The organism is Rhabdothermincola sediminis, from assembly GCF_014805525.1.
GTDB classification, from domain to species: Bacteria; Actinomycetota; Acidimicrobiia; order Acidimicrobiales; family Acidimicrobilacustridaceae; genus Rhabdothermincola; species Rhabdothermincola sediminis.
Window position 1 is genome coordinate 1 of sequence record NZ_JACFSZ010000004.1, and the last position, 19,205, is coordinate 19,205.

Here is a 19,205-nt window from a genome sequence, read left to right on the forward strand (position 1 = left end):
GGAACGAGAACCCGACCCCGTTCGTGTGGACCAAGACCGCAGACGAGATCCTCGACAAACTCGCCCGCTACTGCACCGCAGTCACCAACACCGAATATGACGGCGCTTCAACCTGACAGGACACTAGAGACGGATCAATTTTCGCGGCGCCCGTGGGCGGCGCGGACCCACCCTCAGGAGACACCCCTCATGGACATCGACACCCTGCCCGACATGCTCCGGGTCGACGAGGCCGCGGCGGTGCTGCGGATCAGTCGCAGCCGGGCCTACGACGAGGTCGCCGCATTCCAGCGCACAGGCGGCGCCGAGGGCTTGCCCTCGATTCGCATCGGCCGCACGCTGCGGATCCCCAAGCGGGCGTTGCTCGCATGGATCGACGCGCAGCTCGGCACCACCGATGCTGCCTGAGCGTCGCCAGCTTCTGATCGACCTCGACACCGCCGCCGTGGTGCACGCTCAGGCCGGACCGATCAGCTGGCTCGTGCTCGAGGCCATCGCCGCGGACGCGCCACCCGGTCGTGCGGTGGTCGAGGTGCGGTGCAGCTCGCGGTCGCTCGCCGGGATCGTTGGCGTGTCGAAGGACTCGGTGGCGCGTGCGTTCCGGTGTCTCATCGACGCGGGGATCGTCGAGCGCGTCGACCACCGCGAGGAACGCTCCGGTCGGTTCTCGTCAACGACCTACCGCGTGGATCTCGCATCTGCGGGCCTCACCGTCGTCACCGTGTCGCACCACGCCGCCCCGGTAGCGACCGCCTCAGATCTGCCGCGCACTCCCGGTGACCAGCTCAGCCTCCTGGGCCCGGCGTAGCCACCCCTCGACGCGCTCCCGCTGCCACCTCGCGTCGAGCGTCGCCTCCCTTCGGTCCCGACGCCGTCCCAGACCCCCGAAGAACAGCCACGAACTTGCATCCCGATGCCGGGACCGTCCCGCTCCCGCGTCGCCTGCTCCGGCCAGGGCGTTGTGCGCCACGGCCGGGACTGACCTGAAAGGAGCACGCCTCGTGCTCTCCCTCGGCAAGATTCAGCTCTCCGGCGAGAGCTACTACCTCAACGCCGTCGCCGACGGCATCGACGAGTACTACCGCGGTGTCGGCGAAGCACCAGGTCGTTGGGTCGGCACCGCGAGTCACTCCCTCGACCTCGCTGGCGAGGTCGAAGCGAGTGACCTGCACGCCATCTGGGCCGGCCAGAACCCCGCCACCGCGGATCCGCTGGGGCGTTTCCCGAACCGCAAGGTCGCCGGGTTCGACCTCACCTTCCGCGCCCCGAAGTCCGTGTCGCTTCTCGCCGGACTCGGCGATCCCGACACGGCCCAGGTTGTACGCGAGTCACACGACACAGCCGTCGACGCGGCGTTCGCGTACATCGAACGCGAGGCAGCCCGATCCCGTACCGGCAAGAACGGCGTCAACCAGATCGAGGTGAACGGGTTGGTTGCCGCCGCGTTCCGGCACCGCACCAGCCGCGCTGGTGACCCGCATCTCCACACGCACGTCCTCGTCGCGAACATGGCCGAAGGTGCCGATGGGGCCTGGCGGACCCTCGACGGGCGATGGCTGTACCTACACGCGTCGACCGCCGGCTACCTCTACGAAGCCCACCTCCGCCACGAGCTCACCGTCCGCCTCGGTGTCGAGTGGGGACCGATCAAGGAAGGCATCGCCGATGTCGTCGGGATCGACGACGACGTGCGAGACCACTTCTCGGATCGCCGCAAGGAGATCGAGGAACACCTCGACGAGGTCGGGTTCCGCACCGCCCGAGCGGTCCAGCTCGCCACCCTCGCCACCCGTAAGGCGAAGAAGGCGACCCTCGACGAAGGGTCGATGCGCGACGTGTGGGAGGCGAAGGCCGCCGAGATCGGCTGGGACCCCGCCGATCTTGCCCTGGCTCTCGATCGGGTCCCGCGGGCCGCCGTCGAAGCCGACCTCGGAGAACTCGCCGACGACCTGATGAGCGCCGACGGCCTCACGAAGCAGGCATCGTCGTTCGACCGTCGAGACGTCCTGCGAGGCATCTGCGGCCGGCTCCCAGCAGGCGTGACCGTCGCCGAGATCGAGGCCATGGCGGACCGGGTCCTCGACCGGACCGAGGTCATCCGACTCGTTGAGACCGACGGGCCCGGCCTGTTGTCGTCGAACGTGATCCGCCGAACTGACGGCACGATCGTCGCCGCGTCGGGGGTCGGCGACATCCGCTGGTCGACGGCCGAGTTGATCGGGATCGAACGCCACGTCGTCGGCCGAGCCACCGCCCGGACCGACGAAGGCATTGCCATCGTGCCCGACGAGGTGCTCGCCGACGTGATGGAACGACGCCCGACGCTGGCCGCGGAGCAGGCCGAGATGGTCACCCGACTGTGTACGAGCGGCAACGGGATCGATGTCGTGTGCGCCGCCGCCGGGACCGGCAAGACCTACTCGCTCGACGCGGCCCGCGAGGCCTGGGAGGCCAGCGGCCACCGCGTGATCGGCGCCGCCCTGGCCGGGATCGCCGCGCAGGAGCTCCAGTCGACCGCTGCCATCGAGTCGATGACCCTCGCGATGCTGCAGATCAACCTCAACGCCAACCGTATCCGACTCGACGACCGCACCGTGGTCGTGATCGACGAAGCCGGGATGGCGGGGACCCGCAACCTTGCCCCCATCCTCAACGCCGCCGACGAGGCCGGCGCCAAGGTCGTGCTCGTCGGCGACCCTCACCAGTTGCCCGAGATCGACGCCGGAGGCGTGCTCAGCGGACTCGCCAAGCGGCTCGACCCCATCGAGCTGACCGAGAACCGCCGCCAACGCGCGCACTGGGAACGCGATGCGCTCGACGAGCTGCGCTGCGGCGAAGTCGACTCCGCGTTCGCCGCGTACCGGGACAACGACCGGATCGTGCAGGCACCAACGGCGATCGATGTCCGCCGGGCGATGGTGGCCGACTGGTGGTCACACCGACTGGCCGGCGACACCGTCGCCATGACCACCTACCGCCGCAACGACGTCGACGACCTCAACGGCCGAGCCCGCGCCTACCTCGTCCGATCCGGTGACGTGTCGGGCCCCGAACTCGTGCTCGACGACCGCCCGTACCAAGCCGGTGACCAGATCGTCTGCCTCAAGAACAACCGCCGGCTCGGCGTCTGCAACGGCACCCGAGCGACCGTCGAGGCGGTGGATCCCGATCGCGGGACGCTCACCATCACGCTCGACGACCGGCGCGTTCTGCTGCCCCGGGAGTAGCTCGACGAAGGCAACATCGCCCACGGATACGCCACCACCATCCACAAGACGCAGGGCGCCACCGTCGACCGCGGGTTGGTGTTGGGCACCGACGAGCTGTTCCGCGAACGCGGCTACGTCGCCCTCAGCCGCGGCAGGATCACGAACCACCTCTACCTCATCGGCGCGACCGAGATCGACGACTCGACCGGCCACGGCCCGCCACCTCTCACCGACGATCCCGTCGAGGTCGTCCAACATGCACTCCACCGCCAAGGCGACAAGCGCCTTGCCATCGACACCGGCGAACCCCTCGCGTTCTGGCCCATCGAGGATCTCGTCGCCGAGAAGCAACGCCTCTCTGCCGTGCTCGCCGCCTGCCCACCCGAGCGCAGCCATGACGTCACCGCCCTCAGCACCCGACGTGAGGAGGTCCAAGGCGAGATCGAACCACTCGTCTACCGGTACAACGAACTCGCCGACCGCAAGCTCCGAGGTCCCGGCACCCGCAGCGAGATGCGCGACCTACGGGACCGGATCCGCGAGCGGTCCGACGGCCTCGACCGCCTCACCGCCGAACTGGACGACGCTCGCAGCGGGATGCGTGAGCGCGAGCAGTTCGAGACGGACCACGCGCATGAGGCTGGCTTCCTCGACGCCGTCGACCACGAGCTCGACCGGCAACTGCGAAGCCGGGCGTGGCGGACCGCCGCCGATCCGACCGACTACCACCTTCACATCCTGGGACCGGTGCCCACCGACCCTGAGCACCAGGCCATCTGGCTGCGCGGCGCCACCATTCTCGATCGCCACTACCTCGGCCTCGACCGGGACCCGACCCGGCGAGACCGCTCGTCCCTCCTCGGCGGCCCACGGGAGAAGGCCGAGATGATGGCCCGTCTCGAAGTCATGGCCATCCCCCGGGAACGAGAACCCGTCCAGCGCACGATCGAGCACGACCTCGGCCTGGACTTGTTCGGGTGACGCCGTGGGAGGCTGATCGACGTGGACACGGCTGCCGGCTTCACCATCCATGCCACCAAGAAGCTCCTCGATCGGGTGAAGCAGCCCGTCGGTGATCCGGTCCAGCCGGCCACCGAGCTGGTGAACTGGTACGCCACCGCCTTGTTCTGGAAGCCCCAGGTGGCGCTCCTCGTCAACGAGCGCACGCTGCTCCCAGTGTTCATGCCTCTCGCACCTGCCACCACGCTGGCTCGACGGTTCCCGGGCGAGCTTCGGCGTGTGCTCGACGCTCACGGCATCGATCCGCGGTTCGTCGATCACGAGATCCGATCGATGGGTGAGGGCCACTACGCCAAGACCGCGAGCCGGAGTCTGCTCGGCGTCATGAACGAGTTCACCTTCCTCGGCAAAGTCCACCGCGAGGATCACGGCGCCGAGGATGACCTGGTCGCGCTCTCGGTCCGCTTGGCCGAGACCCCGATGAGCCCGCTCTACAAGAGCCACATCAGCCCCGACCACGAACTGAAGGCACTCGTCGAAGGGGCGATGCACTGAATCGACGAATCTGAGGATCTTCCTAAGATTCATCGACTTCGATCACCAGCTACTCGTCGTAGAGGTCCGCTGCTTCCCCCTCGGCAGTCATCTCATCAAGAGCAGCGCTCGCCGCCGCGTCAGACCGTTCGCGGAATGCCAGGACTTCGGCCGTGTCCAGGCAAGGGTCAACCCCAGCAGCCCCAGCCCCAGCGCCGTGCTGCCGCAGAGTCCCGCCTTCGATCAGCTCCGAGACGAAGGACGGCCTTACGTTGAGCAACTCTGCCGCTTCCTCGATGGTGAGTAGATCGTTCACCCTCGCAGTTCCCGCTCTACGCGACTGCGGCCCGACCGGGCCCGGGGCCGGGCTCGCCGGGTCGCTGCAGAAGTTCGATCATGGTGCCGTCGCCGAAGTGGAACTCGACCACGAGCGGATTCGACTTCGGTATGACGACGTCGGCGATCTCCTTGCCGATCACCTCCTCGATTCGAAAGCCGATCTCGGGCGACCGCAGGGAGTCGAGCCTTGCCAGAGCGAATCGCAGCTGTGCGCGGACCTCGTTGGACACGCACGCAAGCCTGGCGATGTCCAGACGATCGAGCGTGCAGCGGTAGGTGAGGTCGACAACCGCCTCGGGCACCAGCCCGTCGTCGCTGGCGGGGACCGGCAGGTAGCCCAGGATCCTCCCAGCCATGAGGTTTCCATGATCCACGTCGAGGTCCGCTGGGTCGAGCAGCGGGCTCGCGGTGAACGTCCGGTCCAGTGTCTCGTCTGCTTCGGCGAGGTCAATCGCCGAAGCCTCGTCGTACCCGTCCTTCATCAACTGCCGGACTCGCCGATTCCACTCCTTGTCGAAGTGGCAATCGTGTGATGTGACCATCACGAGCGCATGCCCCGCGGCAAGGTTCAGCGGAGGACGGGACGGGCTGTCACCCGGGACCTCGAGGTGGTGCTCGTCGAGAGCGTCCCACGCGGCTGGTGTGAAGCGATCGGGAGCAATTAGCCGGCTCACACCGGCGAAGAGGATGTCGCCCTGCTTCGGTGGTCCGTCGGCCGTCGCGTAGAAACGCTCGGAAGGCATCATCGGTATCCGCGTCTCCTCAGCGTGACGTCCTGGTCAACTTCCTCGAAGAGGCGTGCATCGTCAGGTTCGATCTCGTACGTGTCCTCGGGACGCAGCGTCGGTCGACGCTCTGGCGCAGTGAGCTTCCCTGCGAGAAGGGCGGCTAGAGCCGGTTCGTACAGCGAACGTCGTGTGGGACGTCGAGTCGTCACTTGGATCGAGTGCTGTGGCTCGCCTGCCACCCGGCTGCGCCAGTTGGCGGCGTCGGCGAGCCTTCCATCGGCAATAGCGTTGAACAGTGGCTCGCCACTTCCCGTACCGAGAAGGACATCGCGCGTTCGTCCCGGGAACTCGTTGTCGATCTCCTCGACGAGGTGCCACAGGAATCGCAAAGCCTCCACGCGTTCCTGGGTCGGCCTAATTGTGCCGTTCGCCCAACCCGTCAGTGATCTCCGATCAACGCCCAGGCAGCGCGCGACCTGCTGTCGGGTCAGCCCTCCACGAAGGCAGATGAGGTCGCGGAGCTCGACAACTTCGTCGCTGAGTTCCCGGCTCAGTCCCCGTGGCGCAGTTTGAGGCGCCCCGCCCGTCACGAAGAAGAGGCTCTCCGCTCGGAAGTCCTCCGTGAAGCCGGCTGAGGCCGACGTGCCGAACGTCGTTGCAAGGAGCAACGGTGTTGCCAGAAGTACCTTTCCGGTGCGGGTTTGGACGAGCTGCGTCACAGCTTGCCTCCGTGCTCAATGAGGAAATCATCCGTCACGGCCCATCGGAAGTACCGATAGATCCGTTCGCAGAAGATTCTGCTTCGTTCGACCAAGGTTTCGGGAGACCACTCCACCGGTTCAGTGGAGTACGCGTCCAGATCGAGAACCCAGCTTGCACTGTCCGCTGGCTCGATGCCGGGATCGAAAGTCGCTCCGGGCGGAACGAAGCCCCAGCGAGCGTGCAGCGCGGATTCGTCATGCAATCGGTAGAGGTGATCTGACAAGGCGTGCAGCTCTTCCACTGACGGCTCGCCCAGTCCCACGCGGGCCGCGCCCCGGATCGGTTCGTTCACGAGCCGATCGATCGAGGCGAGCTTGCCGTCGTCGGTAAGCCTGTCGACGTAGCGGATTCCCAGCCGAGTGCAGACCTTCGGTCCGATCGTGTCATCGAGCGCCACCAATAGACGCCTTAGACGGCTGAGGAAGTCGCCCCGGCTGGTGTACTCGTGGCTGGTGAGCGCGATGAAGTCCTTCGTCAGCGCTACCTGCCAGCCATCCTTGGGTTGGGAGAATCGCCAGACCCGATGACGCTCCCGCTGCACCGGGCCCTCGGCGCCGATCAGCACGGCGCTCTCCTCAACCTGATTGAGGATCGGGTACTCCTCGCGGATCAGTTCCTGGAACGAGGCGATGAATGCTTCGTTCGTCTCGATCGAGATGATCTGCGGGAACCGGACCTGCGCGAGGGCAAGCACGAGAGGCGTCCCTGGTAGCGGGATCTCCTCGACAGCGGGACCGAACGGAGTTTCGACATAGCTCGTCATCAGTTCCCACTTTACTTCCCTTCGTCAAGGATGGGAAGTAAGATGGGAAGTGCTCCATCTGGGGCGGGGGAAGCCCCCCGCCCCAGCGGAAGCGGAAGGTACCGCTTGCTTGGTGAGACGAGCAGTCTGCGACACCGCCGCCTCCGCTGCAAGGACTCGGGAGCGGGAAGGAGGTGATCGCCATGGCAAGGAACACCCGTCAGACGGGCACGAAGGCCGCCTCGGCCGCTGGCAAGGTTCTGTCGAACCCCAAGAGCACGAAGACCGAGAAGCAGGCCGCGGCCAGCGCGCTCGCGCAGGCTCCCAAGAAGAAGTGACCCCTTGGGGGCGGTGGCAGGCGTTGCCGACGCCACCGCCCCCGATGGACCATCATCCGCTCGTCGTCGCCCCTTCCGTTCCCGTCGGGCGCTGCTTGAGCTTTGCCTCGATGAGGCCGTTGAGCGCGTCGGCGATCTCGTGGTCGCGGCCCTGGGTGGCGTGCTGGTAGATGAGGGCCGCACGCGAGGTCGACTGACCGAACCTCGCCATCAGCTCCTTCGTGCTCGCGCCCGTCATCGCGGCGAGCGTGTTGCCGGTGTGGCGGAGGTCGTGGGGCTTCATGCCCTCGATGCCCAGCTCGGTCATCGTTCGGTTCCACGCTGAGTACCACGTTGCCCGGCGCAGCGGCTGCCCGTTCGCTCCACAGAACACGAGGCCCTTCTTGCCCGGCGCTGCGTAGGTGGCGAGGTGCGCCTCTAGTTCGGGCTTGAGCATCGCTGGGATGGCCACGGTGCGGATGCCGGCGTCGGACTTCGGCGGGCCCAGGATGTGCGTGCCGTCCTTCAGTTCCTGGTACTGCTCGACCACCTTGATGCGGCCGTGTAGCAGATCGATCCGCTCGCGGGTGAGCGCCAGCATCTCGCCGAGGCGCAGCCCGACGAAGGCACCGACGAGCACCATCGCCCGGAAGCGTGGCTCGATCGTGTCGGCGATCTCGAACACCTGGGGGATCGAGGCGATCGGCCGCTCGGGTGCCTTCTCCTGGCCGGCGCCCTTGATCACGCACGGGTTCCGCACGAGCAGCTCGTCGGCCACCGCCGTGTTCAGGATGGCGTGTAGCAGCCGGTAGCACTTTGCCACCGTGGTCGGGCCCGGCTTGCCGGCCTTGAGCATCCCCGAGTGCCAGTCCCGCACCTTGCTCGGCGTGATCTTCGCCAACTCGAGGTCGCCGAGCACTGGGAGGATGTGAAGCCGCAGCTCGCCCTCGTACAGCTCGACGGTGCGAGGTCGAAGATCCGGTCGTTGCTCCAGCCACTTCGTCGAGTACTCGCGAAGCGTCACCTTCCCGGCGATCGGGTTCACCCACGTCCCGCGCTCCATGTCGGCTCGCACCGTCGATAGGTACGCCTCGGCATCGCGCTTGGTCCGGAACGTCGTCGGCGCGGCGGCCATCTTCCCGTCGACCCGGTAGCGCGCCTGGTATCGCCCGGACGGCAGCTTGCGCACGCTGCCCCACGACGCCTTGGCCTTTGTCATGCGCCCGATCATGGCACGGCCGAAGCGGTGTGGCACGCATGTGGCACATGACCGCCGAAGACGACGAAACCCGCAGGCTGGAGACCTTCAGAAAGTGCCTCTGACCTGCGGATTTCTAGCGAGCGGGTGACGGGAATCGAACCCGCGTTCTCAGCTTGGGAAGCTGATGTTCTGCCTCTGAACTACACCCGCAGAGCCCGCCCATAGTAGGCGCCCCGCTCCCCTACCGACCACGCCGCCCGCGGGTGCTGCCCGTCACCGGCACCGGAGTTCGGCGCTCAGCCGTGCTCCGCCGCCGCCGAGTGGCCGAGCGGCGGTCCACTAGCCTCGCCGCCGTGATCCTGTCTGACCGCACCATCCGTGAGGAGATCGAGGCCGGCCGCATCGTCGTCGACCCCCTCGATCCGTCGTGCATCCAGCCCAGCTCGGTCGACCTGCACATCGACCGCTACTTCCGGGTGTTCCGCAACCACACGATGGGGTTCATCGACGTGAAGCAGAACCTCGAGGACCTCACGGAGCTGGTCGAGATCGGCGAGGATGACGTCTTCATCCTCCACCCCGGCGAGTTCGTGCTCGGAAGCACCAGCGAGCGTGTGGCCCTACCGAACGACCTGGTGGCGAGGCTGGAGGGCAAGTCGTCGCTCGGTCGCCTGGGCCTGCTCATCCACTCCACCGCCGGCTTCGTCGACGCCGGCTGGGACGGCCAGCTCACCCTGGAGCTGTCCAACGTGGCCAACCTGCCCATCACCCTCTACCCGGGCATGAAGATCGGCCAGATCTCCTTCATCCGCATGACCACCGAAGCGGAGAACCCGTACGGCTCGCCGGCCGTGGGCTCGAAGTACCAGGGCCAGAAGGGCCCCCGCCCGAGCCGCTACTGGGAGAACTTCGGCTGACCTCCCTCGCCGATCCCCGAACTGGCAGGGGGTTCGCGTGCTGGGGCACGCGTTTGACCTGCCGGTTCGCAAAGACCACCGAACTGGCAGGGGGTTCGCGTGCTGGGGCACGCGTTTGACCTGCCGGTTCGCAAAGACCACCGAACTGGCAGGGGGTTCGCGTGCTGGGGCACGCGTTTGACCTGCCGGTTCGCGGAGGCCGCCGAACCGGCAGCGGAAGGGATCAGCCGGTGGCGAGCTGCTCGGCGCGGAACGCGGCCCGCTCGTCAGGGGTGCGGGTGAACACCGCGTACAGCTCGTTCACCAGGTCGTCCGCGTGGAAGGGGCGCACCAGCAGCCCATCCGCCCCCGCCTGCCAGACCCGGTCCCGGTCGTAGCGGGACGCGGCGACCACCACCACGGCCACGTCGGCGACCTCGGGTCGCCGACGCACCTCCTCGAGCACCCCGAGAGCGGTTTCGGTGCCGGCGCCGACGAAGTCCAGCACCAGCGCCGTGAACGGGGGTTGCCCACCCACCAGCGCGCTCATCGCCTCTTCGGCGGAGTGGGCCCGGGCCGCACCCCAGCCGGCCGACTCGATGATGCGGGCCACGAGCTCGCAGGCATCGGGATCGTCGTCGACGACCAGCACCCGGGTGGGGCCGTGCGCGGCCTCGTCAGTCTTCGATCGCCGCAGCACCGACCTGCTCGCTCCCCCGGTCGCGCTTCTCGATCGCTTCGAGCACGTGCATGGCGATGTCGGCCACCTTCACTTGATCGTCGTCGAGGCCCTCACCCTTCACCCCGTCGTCGATCATGATGTAGCAGAACGGGCAGGCAGTGGCGATGCGGCCGGCGCCGGTGCGGATCAGCTCCTGCGAGCGTTCCACGTTGACCTGCTTGCCGACGTGCTCCTCCATCCACATGCGTGCCCCGCCGGCACCGCAGCACATGCCCTTGGTGCCGTTGCGGCTCGCCTCGACCACCTCCACCCCGCCGAGGGAGCCGATGACCTTGCGGGGCGCGAGGTACACGTCGTTGTGCCGGCCGAGGTAGCACGAGTCGTGGTACACGATGCGCTCGTCAAGGCGGGCGTCGGTGAGATCCAGCTTGCCGCTCTCGATGAGCCACTCCAGGAACTGGCTGTGGTGCACCACCTCGTAGGTGCCGCCGAGCTGGGGGTACTCGTTGGCCAGGGTGTTGAAGCAGTGCGGGCACTGGGTGACGATCTTGCGCACGCCCATGCCGTTGAGCGTCTCGATGTTCTGCATGGCCAGCATCTGGAAGATGTACTCGTTGCCCGAACGGCGGGCAGGGTCACCGGTGCACATCTCGGCCGGCCCGAGGATGGCGAAGTCGATGTCGGCCCGTTTCATGAGCTGGGCCATGGCCTGGGTGACCTTCTTGTTCTTGTCGTCGAAGGAGCCGGCACAACCCACCCAGTAGAGGTACTCGGCCTCCAGCGGGCTGGACCCGTCGACGATCTGGATGCCGTCGAGCTTCGCCGTCCAGTCAGCCCGCTCCCCTTGGCTCATCCCCCAGGGGTTGCCGCTGTTCTCCATCGAGCGGTAGGCGTTGCCGAGCTCGGTGGGGAAGTTCGACTCCATCAGCGACAGGTAGCGCCGCATGTCGAGGATCTTGTCGAGGATCTCGATGTTCACCGGGCAGTTCTCGTCGCAGGCCTTGCATGAGGTGCAGGCCCAGATCTCCTCGGGGGTGATGCGCTCAAACACCGAGTCGGCCGACACCGTGATCTCCGGATCGACACCGATGGGCGGCGAGACCGCCGGCGAGCCCGTGGCTGCCATCACCTCACCGGTCTTGAGCACGATCTCACGGGGGTCGAGCGGCTTGCCCGTCGCGTGCGCCGGGCACACCGACGTGCAGCGACCGCACATCGTGCAGGCGTCGGTGTCGAGCAGCTGCTTCCAGGTGAAATCCTCGATGGTGGAGGCGCCGAAGGTCTCGAGCTCGGTTTCCATCAGGTTCGGCATGGGCTTCATGGCGCCCTTCGGCCGGTCCCGGTCACGCAGGTACATGTTCAGCGGCGAGGTGAACATGTGACGCAGCATGGTGACCGGCAGGATGGCGAGGAACGCCAGGAACACGACCACGTGCACGATCCACCAGGTCTGGTGCCATCCGGCGAGGTGTGAGGTCCCGTCGACGAGCTGCGCGATCGGGTACCCGACGAAGGACCACTTCTCGAACTCGGGCGAGCCTTCCGCGGCGATCCGGTACCCCTCTGCCAGGAAGCCCGTGACGGGCAGGGCGAGCAGCACGCCGAGGATCACCGCGTGCTCGGGCTTGGACTTGATGCGGATGCGGTACGGCCGCTGCACGTAGCGGCGCACGATGGCCCACACCACACCGATGGTCAGGGTGACCCCGGCCGCGTCGCCGACGAAGGAGTACGCCTGGTACACCTGCCCGTGCAGGAACTTGAGCCCCTCGGGGAGCTGGTGGTTGATCTCGAGGATCATCGTGACCGCCAGCAGCACCAGGAAGCTGAAGTAGATGAGCGAGTGCATGATGCCCGCCGCCGGGTCCCGCAGCAGGGTCTGCATGTAGACCCCGGCACGGAAGTCGGCGAGGCGGCGCTTGACGTTCTTCGGGGTCGTCGCCCGGTTGTCGGGCTTGCCCCGCTCCCAGTTGCGGGTGCGGAACGAGAAGAGCACCGCGCCGTAGACGAGCAGGACCGGCACCACGATGTAGAAGGCCACCTTGAGCACGCTCGGGATCCCCCCGAACACCTCCCGGGTGATCGGGGAGTCGTCGTGCTGGTTGAACACCGCAGACGCCACGCCGGACAGGACGGTGAACACACCGATCAGGATCCCGATCGCGACGACGGCGTTGGACGCCTTGACGCGCGTGGAGGAGGTGCCCGCTGGGACGTCGCGTTCGCTGGTAGAGGCGCTCATAGCAGGCCCGAAACTACTCGCCGGTAGGCTCGGTCACCGCATTCCCGGGGTGCTCGCCCGCCGCTCGCGCTGGGGGAGCAGGCCGGCTGGGCGCGGGGCGTCAACCGTAGGCTTGCTGGTCGAGCGCCCGGATGGTCTGTGCCATAGAGGCCATCAGCTTGTGGGCCAGGCCGGGCAGTTCGTCGAGCACGCCGTTGAACTCACGCTGGCCGAGCACGAGCAGCGTCATCGGGGTGTCGGCCACCACCGTCGCGGTGCGGGGACCGCCGTCTAGCAGGGCCAGTTCACCGAAGTGGTCACCCGGCCCGAGGGTCGCTACCTTCCGGCCGTTTCGCTTGACGGTGGCGTGGCCGTCGATGATGACGAACGATTCCCGGCCCGTGGTGCCCTCCTCGACGAGCACCCGCCCGGCCTCCACCTCCACCTCGTCGGAGGCCTTGGCGATCTTCTGCAGGTCCCGCCTGGAGAACGAGGAGAACAGCCGGATCTGGGCCAGGTGGTCGAGGTACGACGAGCGTGCCATGCGCGGCAGCTTAGGTCTCGGCTGGGTGCGTGCGGCTGACTCGACGGTGAAGCTCATCGTGCTGCTCCCATCCCGATCGTTCACGAACCCGAAACCGTGCGGAAACGCCGGTTCCGTACGGTCGCTCGCCGTGGACGTGGTCCTCCTGCGATGGCCGCTGGAGCGGGAAAGGCGTGCTCACCTCGAGCGAGAGGGCCGGCCGCGACTGCTGCTGCTCGACGACGGGGTGGCTCCCCCGGCACCCGTCGATTGCCTGGAGGACTGGGTTCGGGTGCCTGCGGCGGCGGAGGACTTGCGCTCGAGGGTCGATGCCCTCGCCCAGCGCTTCCGGGCACATCACCGCGCCTCGCCGACGCTCGATGGCGATGGAGTCCTGCGTTGTGGCGAGCAGTGGGTGCTACTGCCTCCGGTCGAAGCCAGGCTGGTGGGCGCGCTGCTCGAGCGCATGGGCGCCGTCGTGAGCCGCGAACAGCTGTCGAGGGTGGGCTGGCCTGGTGGCTCGCCCGGGCGCAACGCGCTCGATGTACACGTGCTGCGCTCGCGGCGGCGCATCGCCCCGCTCGGCCTGGCGATCCGCACCGTGCGCTCCCGCGGCTACCTGCTGGAGCTCGGCCCCGGCGTAACGGCAGCCGGCGGCGAGGACGGATCGACGGCGTCAGATCCGTGTCAGGAAACCGTGCGGAACGCGTAACGGATCTCGCATCACCGGGAAACACCCCGTTCCTACCGTCGCAGCGTGGTCTCCGACGGGCCACTCGACAGTGAGGAGGACACATGCGAAGAAGGCTGCTCGCCGCTGCGGCGGTGATCGCGACCGTGCTAGCGATCAGCGCTGCGCCGGCACTCGCGCAGGAGGGCAACGAGGTGGTCGCGGAGCCGCTCACCGCCGATGCCGTCCAGGTCGCGCTCGACAACATCTGGGTGCTCATCGCCGCGGTGTTGGTGATCTTCATGCAGGCGGGCTTCGCGCTCGTCGAAGCCGGCCTCACTCGGGCCAAGAGCGTCGCCAACATCATGATGAAGAACCTGATGGACTTCTGCGTCGGCGTGCTGGCCTTCGCCGCGGTCGGGTTCGCGATCGCGTTCGGCACGGGCAACGATCTGTTCGGCACGTCGGGCTGGTTCCTCGATTCAGCGGAGTTCACCAAGAACTACCTGGCCGAATCGACGCTGAGCCTGCCGACGTTCTTCATCTTCCAGGTGGCGTTCGCCGCCACGGCGGCCACCATCGTGTCGGGGGCGATGGCCGAGCGGACCAAGTTCAAGAGCTACTTCGTGTACAGCTTTCTGATCACCGCCCTGGTGTACCCGGTGGTCGTGCACTGGACCTGGGGCGGTGGCTGGCTGGCGAACCTCGACACCCCCTACATCGACTTCGCCGGCTCCAGCATCGTCCACATGGTCGGGGGCATCGCGGCGCTCGTCGGTGCCGCCTACCTGGGTCCACGCATCGGGAAGTACGGCCCGGACGGCAAGCCACGGGCCATCCCCGGGCACTCCATCCCCTTCGCCATCATCGGGGTGTTCATCCTGTTCATCGGCTGGTTCGGGTTCAACCCCGGGTCGCAGCTCGCGGCTGACGGCGTCGTGCCCGCGGTGGCGGTCACCACGCTGATCGCCGGTGCCGCCGGCGGGGTGGCGGCGATGGCCGCCATCTGGCTGAAGACCGGCAAGCCCGACGTGGCCATGACGGGCAACGGGGTGCTTGCCGGACTGGTCGGCATCACCGCCGGCACCGCGCACGTCAACAATTGGGGCGCGGTGGCCATCGGAGCGATCGCCGGTGGCATTGTGGTCGCGGCGGTGCTGTTCTTCGACAGGGTCCGTATCGACGACCCGGTGGGGGCGGTGTCGGTGCACGGGGTTTGCGGAGCGTTCGGAGCCCTGGCGGTCGGGCTCTTCGCCACCACCGACGGCTCCCCACTCGGCGCCGACTCGGTCGACGGCCTCTTCTACGGAGGTGGGGCCAGCCAGCTCGCCACCCAAGCCATCGGCGTGGTGGCGATCGCGGCGTTCGTGGCGGTGACGATGGTCATCGTGTTCGGTGGGATCAAGCTGGTCCTCGGGCTGCGGGTCCCCGAGGAGGAGGAGCTCGCGGGCCTCGACGTCGCCGAGCACGGTGCGCCCGGCTACGGCCCGGACGTGCTCGGTGGCTCAGGGATCGGCGACTTCTCGCTGGTCGGTGTGCCCGTCCCGGCAGGAAAGTAGGTGCAGGTCATGCAACATCTCGTGACGGCCATCATCCGTCCCCATGCCCTCGACGAGGTCAAGGACGCGCTCAGGAACATCGGCGTCGTCGGGATCACGGTGAGCGAGGTCAGAGGCGTCGGCCGCCAGGGCGGCCACACCGAGACCTACCGCGGAGCCGAGTACACGATCGACCTGTTGCCCAAGGTGAAGTTGGAGCTGGTGGTACCCACCGAGGAGGCCGACAAGGTCGCCGAGGTGATCCAGCAGGCGGCGCGCACCGGCAAGATCGGCGACGGGAAGATCTGGATCACCCCGGTCGATCGGGTGATCCGCATCCGCACTGGTGAGCTGGGCGACGAGGCGCTCTGACCGGTCGGGTACACCGGACTGCCGAATTCTCGATCCCCCGACGGCGGAGGGACCCGACACTCAGCCGGGTCCCTCCGCCGCGTGCGGGTGTACAAGTGGTTCCGACCGCCTGCCGACGGCAGGTTCGCCTCAGCCGGCCTGGCGCGCCACCGCCTCGGCCGCCGCCTTGGCTGCCTCCACATCGCCCACCACCCGCTCCAGCACGGGCACGTCACGGGTGGGTCGCAGCGCCTCGTCGAGCTCGTAGAGCAGTGGCTTGCCCGTGGGGAGGTTGAGCTCGGCGATGTCGGAGTCGCTGATGCCGTCGAGGTGCTTGATGAGCGCTCGCAGGCTGTTGCCGTGGGCCACCACCAGCACGGTCGCCCCCGTTCGCAGATCGGGCACGATCGCGTCGTACCACCACGGCAGCATGCGGGCGACGACGTCTCTCAGGCACTCGGATGCGGGGAGCACATCCGGGGGGAGGTCCCGGTAGCGGGGGTCGAAGCGGGCGTGGCGCTCGTCGTCCCAGTCGAGCGGGGGCGGGGGCACGTCGTAGCTCCGGCGCCAGATCTTCACTTGCTCCGCGCCGTAGCGCTCGGTGGTCTCTCGCTTGTCCAGCCCCTGGAGAGCGCCGTAGTGCCGCTCGTTGAGCCGCCATGAGCGCCGCACCGGGATCCACAGCCGGCCCAGTTGGTCGAGGGCCAGGTTGGCGGTGCGGATGGCCCGGGTCTGCACGGAGGTGTGCACCACTTCGGGCTCGAGCCCTGCTCCGGCCAGGTCCTGCCCGGCCTGTACCGCCTCCTCCCGACCCCTCTCGGAGAGGTCGGCGTCGAACCACCCGGTGAACAGGTTGGCCTTGTTCCACTCGCTCTCGCCGTGGCGGAGCAGCACCAGCGTGTGCGTCATGGGTCCGACGCTAGGGAACAAACTCGTCGGCGGCCAAGTTGATAACTATGCACTCAACTTTTATCGTTGGGGTGAGTGAAGATCTCGGTGGCTCCCGCCACCCACCCTCGCGGTGACCAGTCGTAACCGGCCCCCGCGGCCGCCCCGGAACACAGGAGACGAGCACATGCCCAAGGCTGTCGGAATCGACCTCGGAACGACCAACTCGGTGGTCTCGGTCCTCGAGGGGGGTGACCCCGTCGTCATCCCCAACGCGGAAGGGTCCCGCACCACCCCGTCGGTCGTGGCCTTCGCCCGCAACGGCGAGGTCCTGGTGGGCGAGGTGGCCAAGCGCCAGGCCATCACCAACCCCGACCGCACCATCCGCTCCGTCAAGCGCCACATGGGCACCAACTGGACGATCGACATCGACGGCAAGGCGTACACGCCCCAGGAGATCTCCGCCCGGGTGCTCATGAAGCTCAAGCGCGACGCCGAGGCCTACCTCGGTGACACGGTCAACCAGGCCGTCATCACCGTGCCCGCCTACTTCGACGACGCCCAGCGCACGGCCACCAAGGAGGCTGGTCAGATCGCCGGGCTGGAGGTCCTTCGCATCATCAACGAGCCCACGGCCGCCGCGCTGGCTTACGGGCTCGACAAGGAGCACGACCAGACCATCCTGGTGTTCGACCTCGGCGGTGGCACCTTCGACGTGTCGGTGCTCGAGATCGGTGATGGCGTGTTCGAGGTGAAGAGCACCCACGGTGACACCCAGCTCGGCGGCGACGACTGGGACGAGCGGATCATCGACTGGCTGGTCGAGACGTTCAAGGGTGCTCACGGGGTCGACCTGTCGAAGGACAACATGGCCATGCAGCGGCTGAAGGAGGCCGCCGAGAAGGCCAAGATCGAGCTGTCCCAGGTGCAGCAGACCCAGATCAACCTGCCGTTCATCACCGCCACCGCGGAAGGTCCCCTGCACCTCGACGAGCAGCTCACCCGGGCCAAGTTCCAGGAGCTCACCGCGGATCTGCTCGAACGGTGCAAGGGCCCCTTCGAGCAGGCCATCGCCGATGCCGGCCTCAGCAAGGGGGACATCGACCACGTGGTGCTGGTCGGGGGCTCGACCCGCATGCCGGCGGTCGTGGACCTCGTGAAGGAGATGACTGGCCGTGAGCCACACAAGGGGGTGAACCCCGACGAGGTGGTCGCGGTCGGTGCCGCCATCCAGGCTGGTGTGCTGAAGGGCGAGGTCAAGGACGTCCTGCTCCTCGACGTCACCCCACTGTCGCTCGGCATCGAGACCAAGGGCGGGGTCATGACCCGGCTCATCGAGCGCAACACCACCATCCCCACCCGCCGCACGGAGGTCTTCACCACCGCGGAGGACAACCAGCCGTCGGTGGAGATCCACGTGCTGCAGGGTGAGCGGGAGATGGCGCAGTTCAACAAGACACTCGGCAAGTTCCAGCTCGTCGACCTACCACCCGCGCCGAGGGGCGTGCCGCAGATCGAGGTCACCTTCGACATCGACGCGAACGGCATCGTCCACGTGTCCGCCAAGGATCGGGCCACCGGCAAGGAGCAGTCGATGACCATCACCGGCCAATCGTCGCTCTCGAAGGAGCAGATCGAGCAGATGGTGCGCGACGCGGAGGCCCACGCGGAGGAGGACCGCCGCCGCAAGGAGGAGGCCGAGGTTCGCAACACGGCCGACACCCTCGTGTACCAGACCGACAAGCTCCTCAAGGAGCAGGGCGACAAGATCTCCGCCGAGGAACGCAAGGACGTGGAGGATCGGCTCAGCGAGCTGCGCGCGGCGCTCGGTGGTTCGGACGTGGAGGCCATCCGCACCGCCACCGAGCGGCTGATGAACGCCAGCCAGGAGTTCACGCAGAAGCTGTACCAGCAGGCCGCGGCGAGCGAGCAGCAGTACGCGTCGGCTGGTGGAGGGGCTTCGGCGCCGTCCGACGACGAGGTCGTCGACGCCGAGATCGTCGACGACGAGGGCCAGTGATGGAGCCGGCTGCCGGCGCGCCCGAGGGCCCGCTCGGCCCGGCCGAGGCCGCGACTGACGATGAGCTGCTCGAAGCGGCGGCGGTGGCGGAAGGTGAGCCGGCCGCCGCAGCCGCCCCGAGCGAGGAAGCCGAGGCCCCCGCAGCGGTGAGCGGCGCACCATCGGAGGGGGAGGAGGAGGCAGCTTTCGTCGATGGAACGGTCGGCCGGTCGGACCTCGCTGCCGAGCGCGACGAGTACCTCGAGGCCCTACAGCGGGTGAAGGCCGAGTTCGACAACTTCAAGCGGCGCACGTCGAAGGAGCGGGTGGAGCTGATCGATCGAGCCAACGCGCAGCTCGTCGACAAGCTCCTCCCGGTCCTCGACGCGTGCGAGGCCGCGCTGGGCCACGGCGCGGAGAGCGTCGAGCCCATCTACAAGTCGTTGCTCGACACCTTGGAGAAGGAGGGGCTCGAGCGCATGGAGCCGGTCGATCGCCCGTTCGATCCGAACTTGCATGAGGCCGTGTTGCACGAGCAAGGCGATGGCGGCGAGCCGGTGGTCGTGGAGTCGATGCGCACCGGTTACCTCTGGAAGGGTCAGGTGCTCCGCCCGGCGATGGTGAAGGTCAGGGACTGAGACGTCG

21 protein-coding genes and 1 tRNA gene are annotated in these 19,205 nt (G+C 67.7%); 12 read left to right on the forward strand and 10 right to left on the reverse strand.

The genetic code is table 11. The annotated features are described in order from the left end of the window. Positions 1 to 189: 189 nt before the first annotated feature. The 5 genes from HZF19_RS04025 (at position 190) to HZF19_RS04045 (ending at position 4,724) form a co-directional block, all read left to right on the forward strand. The gene (locus tag HZF19_RS04025) at positions 190 to 408 is read left to right on the forward strand and encodes a helix-turn-helix domain-containing protein (protein WP_208027467.1); all 219 of its coding nucleotides are present in this window, start codon (positions 190 to 192) and stop codon (positions 406 to 408) included. Continuing rightward, positions 398 to 808: a hypothetical protein gene (locus HZF19_RS04030; protein WP_208027468.1), complete on the forward strand. Its 411-nt coding sequence runs from the start codon at positions 398 to 400 to the stop codon at positions 806 to 808. The genes HZF19_RS04025 and HZF19_RS04030 overlap by 11 nt, the downstream gene beginning before the upstream one ends. Before the next feature lie 193 nt (positions 809 to 1,001). Further along, a complete protein-coding gene (mobF, locus tag HZF19_RS04035; protein ID WP_208027469.1) occupies positions 1,002 to 3,227 on the forward strand; it encodes a MobF family relaxase in 2,226 nt (741 codons plus the stop codon). A gap of 78 nt (positions 3,228 to 3,305) precedes the next feature. After that, a complete protein-coding gene (locus HZF19_RS04040) occupies positions 3,306 to 4,190 on the forward strand; it encodes a hypothetical protein (protein WP_208027470.1) in 885 nt (294 codons plus the stop codon). Between the two features lie 21 nt (positions 4,191 to 4,211). Continuing rightward, positions 4,212 to 4,724, forward strand: a complete 513-nt coding sequence (locus HZF19_RS04045; RefSeq protein ID WP_208027471.1) for a DUF6933 domain-containing protein — start codon at positions 4,212 to 4,214, stop codon at positions 4,722 to 4,724. Positions 4,725 to 4,773: 49 nt separating this feature from the next. On the opposite strand, the gene HZF19_RS04050 is transcribed toward HZF19_RS04045, so the two are convergent. The 4 genes from HZF19_RS04050 to HZF19_RS04065 are packed head-to-tail and all read right to left on the reverse strand — an operon-like array spanning position 4,774 to position 7,295. Beyond that, the gene (locus HZF19_RS04050) at positions 4,774 to 5,019 is read right to left on the reverse strand and encodes a helix-turn-helix domain-containing protein (protein ID WP_208027472.1); all 246 of its coding nucleotides are present in this window, start codon (positions 5,017 to 5,019) and stop codon (positions 4,774 to 4,776) included. A 16-nt stretch (positions 5,020 to 5,035) separates the two neighbouring features. Beyond that, positions 5,036 to 5,788, reverse strand: coding sequence for a hypothetical protein (locus tag HZF19_RS04055; RefSeq protein WP_208027473.1), 753 nt, complete (start codon positions 5,786 to 5,788; stop codon positions 5,036 to 5,038). Next, positions 5,785 to 6,489, reverse strand: coding sequence for a helix-turn-helix domain-containing protein (locus HZF19_RS04060; RefSeq protein ID WP_208027474.1), 705 nt, complete (start codon positions 6,487 to 6,489; stop codon positions 5,785 to 5,787). Before HZF19_RS04060 ends, HZF19_RS04055 begins: the two co-directional genes overlap by 4 nt. Beyond that, positions 6,486 to 7,295: a TIGR04255 family protein gene (locus HZF19_RS04065; protein WP_208027475.1), complete on the reverse strand. Its 810-nt coding sequence runs from the start codon at positions 7,293 to 7,295 to the stop codon at positions 6,486 to 6,488. The genes HZF19_RS04060 and HZF19_RS04065 overlap by 4 nt, the downstream gene beginning before the upstream one ends. Before the next feature lie 182 nt (positions 7,296 to 7,477). Between HZF19_RS04065 and HZF19_RS16750 the strand changes: the two genes are divergently transcribed. Then, the gene (locus tag HZF19_RS16750; RefSeq protein WP_268962758.1) at positions 7,478 to 7,612 is read left to right on the forward strand and encodes a hypothetical protein; all 135 of its coding nucleotides are present in this window, start codon (positions 7,478 to 7,480) and stop codon (positions 7,610 to 7,612) included. 52 nt (positions 7,613 to 7,664) lie between these two features. On the opposite strand, the gene HZF19_RS04070 is transcribed toward HZF19_RS16750, so the two are convergent. Then, positions 7,665 to 8,810, reverse strand: a complete 1,146-nt coding sequence (locus HZF19_RS04070) for a tyrosine-type recombinase/integrase (RefSeq protein WP_208027476.1) — start codon at positions 8,808 to 8,810, stop codon at positions 7,665 to 7,667. 121 nt (positions 8,811 to 8,931) lie between these two features. Beyond that, a tRNA-Gly gene (locus HZF19_RS04075) sits at positions 8,932 to 9,002 on the reverse strand. Positions 9,003 to 9,145: 143 nt separating this feature from the next. Between HZF19_RS04075 and dcd the strand changes: the two genes are divergently transcribed. Continuing rightward, entirely contained in the window at positions 9,146 to 9,709 is a 564-nt protein-coding gene (gene dcd / locus HZF19_RS04080; protein ID WP_208027477.1) for a dCTP deaminase, read from the forward strand. A gap of 223 nt (positions 9,710 to 9,932) precedes the next feature. On the opposite strand, the gene HZF19_RS04085 is transcribed toward dcd, so the two are convergent. From HZF19_RS04085 to HZF19_RS04095, 3 genes are all read right to left on the reverse strand, one after another. Continuing rightward, positions 9,933 to 10,388 (reverse strand): response regulator, encoded by a 456-nt coding sequence (locus tag HZF19_RS04085; RefSeq protein ID WP_208027478.1) that lies wholly within the window; start codon positions 10,386 to 10,388, stop codon positions 9,933 to 9,935. Continuing rightward, complete coding sequence (locus HZF19_RS04090) at positions 10,366 to 12,612, reverse strand: heterodisulfide reductase-related iron-sulfur binding cluster (protein WP_208027479.1); 2,247 nt, start codon at positions 12,610 to 12,612, stop codon at positions 10,366 to 10,368. The genes HZF19_RS04085 and HZF19_RS04090 overlap by 23 nt, the downstream gene beginning before the upstream one ends. 100 nt (positions 12,613 to 12,712) lie before the next feature. Continuing rightward, positions 12,713 to 13,135, reverse strand: coding sequence for a cyclic nucleotide-binding domain-containing protein (locus tag HZF19_RS04095; RefSeq protein WP_208027480.1), 423 nt, complete (start codon positions 13,133 to 13,135; stop codon positions 12,713 to 12,715). A 130-nt stretch (positions 13,136 to 13,265) separates the two neighbouring features. Here HZF19_RS04095 and HZF19_RS16755 point away from each other — a divergent pair, with 130 nt between their 5' ends. The 3 genes from HZF19_RS16755 to HZF19_RS04110 all read left to right on the forward strand — a co-directional run bounded on the left by HZF19_RS16755 (position 13,266) and on the right by HZF19_RS04110 (position 15,694). Beyond that, the gene (locus HZF19_RS16755) at positions 13,266 to 13,826 is read left to right on the forward strand and encodes a helix-turn-helix domain-containing protein (RefSeq protein WP_208027481.1); all 561 of its coding nucleotides are present in this window, start codon (positions 13,266 to 13,268) and stop codon (positions 13,824 to 13,826) included. An 83-nt stretch (positions 13,827 to 13,909) separates the two neighbouring features. Next, positions 13,910 to 15,343 carry an ammonium transporter gene (locus HZF19_RS04105; protein WP_208027482.1) on the forward strand — a complete coding sequence of 478 codons (1,434 nt, stop codon included), beginning with the start codon at positions 13,910 to 13,912 and terminating at the stop codon, positions 15,341 to 15,343. A gap of 9 nt (positions 15,344 to 15,352) precedes the next feature. Continuing rightward, positions 15,353 to 15,694: a P-II family nitrogen regulator gene (locus HZF19_RS04110; protein WP_208027483.1), complete on the forward strand. Its 342-nt coding sequence runs from the start codon at positions 15,353 to 15,355 to the stop codon at positions 15,692 to 15,694. Between the two features lie 129 nt (positions 15,695 to 15,823). Here the strand turns inward: HZF19_RS04110 and HZF19_RS04115 are convergent, their stop codons facing one another. Beyond that, on the reverse strand, positions 15,824 to 16,582 hold the full coding sequence (locus HZF19_RS04115; protein WP_208027484.1) for a phosphoglyceromutase: 759 nt from the start codon (positions 16,580 to 16,582) through the stop codon (positions 15,824 to 15,826). 166 nt (positions 16,583 to 16,748) lie between these two features. Between HZF19_RS04115 and dnaK the strand changes: the two genes are divergently transcribed. Both dnaK and HZF19_RS04125 read left to right on the forward strand, forming a co-directional pair. After that, entirely contained in the window at positions 16,749 to 18,581 is a 1,833-nt protein-coding gene (gene dnaK, locus HZF19_RS04120) for a molecular chaperone DnaK (protein WP_208027485.1), read from the forward strand. After that, on the forward strand, positions 18,581 to 19,198 hold the full coding sequence (locus HZF19_RS04125) for a nucleotide exchange factor GrpE (RefSeq protein WP_208027486.1): 618 nt from the start codon (positions 18,581 to 18,583) through the stop codon (positions 19,196 to 19,198). The genes dnaK and HZF19_RS04125 overlap by 1 nt, the downstream gene beginning before the upstream one ends. Positions 19,199 to 19,205: the final 7 nt, after the last annotated feature.